General features: G+C 37.3%; 3 protein-coding genes. 1 reads left to right on the top strand and 2 read right to left on the bottom strand.

The genetic code is table 11. The annotated features are described in order from the left end of the window. Nucleotides 1-318: ATP-binding protein (locus tag ACRCJ0_RS14140; protein WP_431390865.1), on the bottom strand; the 318-nt coding region annotated here is incomplete at its 3' end. A gap of 240 nt (nt 319-558) precedes the next feature. Between ACRCJ0_RS14140 and plsY the strand changes: the two genes are divergently transcribed. Continuing rightward, the gene (gene plsY, locus ACRCJ0_RS14135; RefSeq protein ID WP_026466074.1) at nt 559-1,161 is read left to right on the top strand and encodes a glycerol-3-phosphate 1-O-acyltransferase PlsY; all 603 of its coding nucleotides are present in this window, start codon (nt 559-561) and stop codon (nt 1,159-1,161) included. Between the two features lie 52 nt (nt 1,162-1,213). Here the strand turns inward: plsY and ACRCJ0_RS14130 are convergent. Further along, on the bottom strand, nt 1,214-1,400 hold a 187-nt coding region (locus ACRCJ0_RS14130), incomplete at its 5' end, for a tyrosine-type recombinase/integrase (RefSeq protein WP_431390863.1).

Here is a 1,400-nt window from a genome sequence, read left to right as displayed (position 1 = left end):
CGGCTTACCGCTAGTATGTTTACCAATCGGCATCCCACGTCCATTATCGGTAACAATTGCTGAACCGTCTTTAGCAAGGGTTACTGTAATATGGTCAGCATACCCACTCAAGGCCTCGTCAATTGAGTTATCGACAATTTCATACACTAAATGGTGTAAACCACGTGCATCTGTTGACCCGATATACATACCAGGACGTTTTCTAACTGCTTCCAGTCCTTCTAATACCTGGATCGAACTTTCATCATAAGTTGATTTATTATTTTGGTTTGTTGGTTTGGCCAAATCGTTTACCCCACTTTCAATCTTTTTCATCATATATTAAAACCGCTGATTTGCCAAATAGGATCAATATTAATAGGCCCAATAATTTGCGGGCAACTCATACATTATAGCCTAAAAATATTCGAAAGAAAGAAAATATTCTTAGGAAAATTTTTGATTTTCATAACTAGCTAATTAAGTTTGCAATATTTAAATTTGTCTCATATAACTGTATTCCTTTGAATTAATGATATAATATAGGGAGTCTATAGATTTATCGAAAGGAATTAAATCATGTTAACGATTCTATTACTAATCGTCGCTTACCTATTGGGGTCTATTCCCTTTGGTTTAGTTGTCGGCAAACTCATCTATAAAAAAGATATTCGCCAATTCGGCTCAGGAAATATCGGTACGACAAATGCCTTCCGAGCTTTTGGTACCATTGGAGGCGTCCTTGTTTTCATCTGTGATATGGTAAAAGGGGCTATCCCCGTCTTACTAGCGATCTGGTTGAATCCTGGCTTACATCCTTTACTATTTGGTGGTATGGCCATCGTTGGTCATTCATTTCCACTATTCCTTAAATTTAATGGTGGTAAAGCAGTGGCAACCTCATTTGGTGTAGTTTTAGCCTATCATCCGTTATTTGCCTTGATTTCAATCGCATCATTCTTTGTATCCTTATTCATCACAAGTATGGTCAGCTTCTCTTCAATCTTTGCGGTTATTTTTGCAACGATTTTAAGCCTATTCTACCAAGACTTGGGCTTAACAATTGCGACTGTTTTAGTCTTAATCTTGGTTGTTGTCCGTCATAAAGATAACATTAAACGGATTCGTCAAGGAACAGAGTCAAAAGTGCCCTTTGGTTTAAACAAAGCCAAGAAAAAATAAATGAATCAAAATCAATAAAATAAAGAGCGATCCAGATTAGCACTTCAACAAGCTAATCTTTGGGACGCTCTTTTTTCTGTTTGGCATGGGGGTGAAACTGTAGGTAGTTATCCCGTAATTTTTCTTTTGATAAATGGGTGTAGATTTGTGTCGTGGATAAGGAAGCATGGCCTAGTAGTTCTTGAACAGTTCTTATATCTGCCCCATTGTTGAGTAAATGAGTGGCAAATGAATGCCGC

Source organism: Aerococcus sp. L_32 (assembly GCF_050689315.1).
This window is presented reverse-complemented; position numbering and strand designations above follow the sequence as displayed.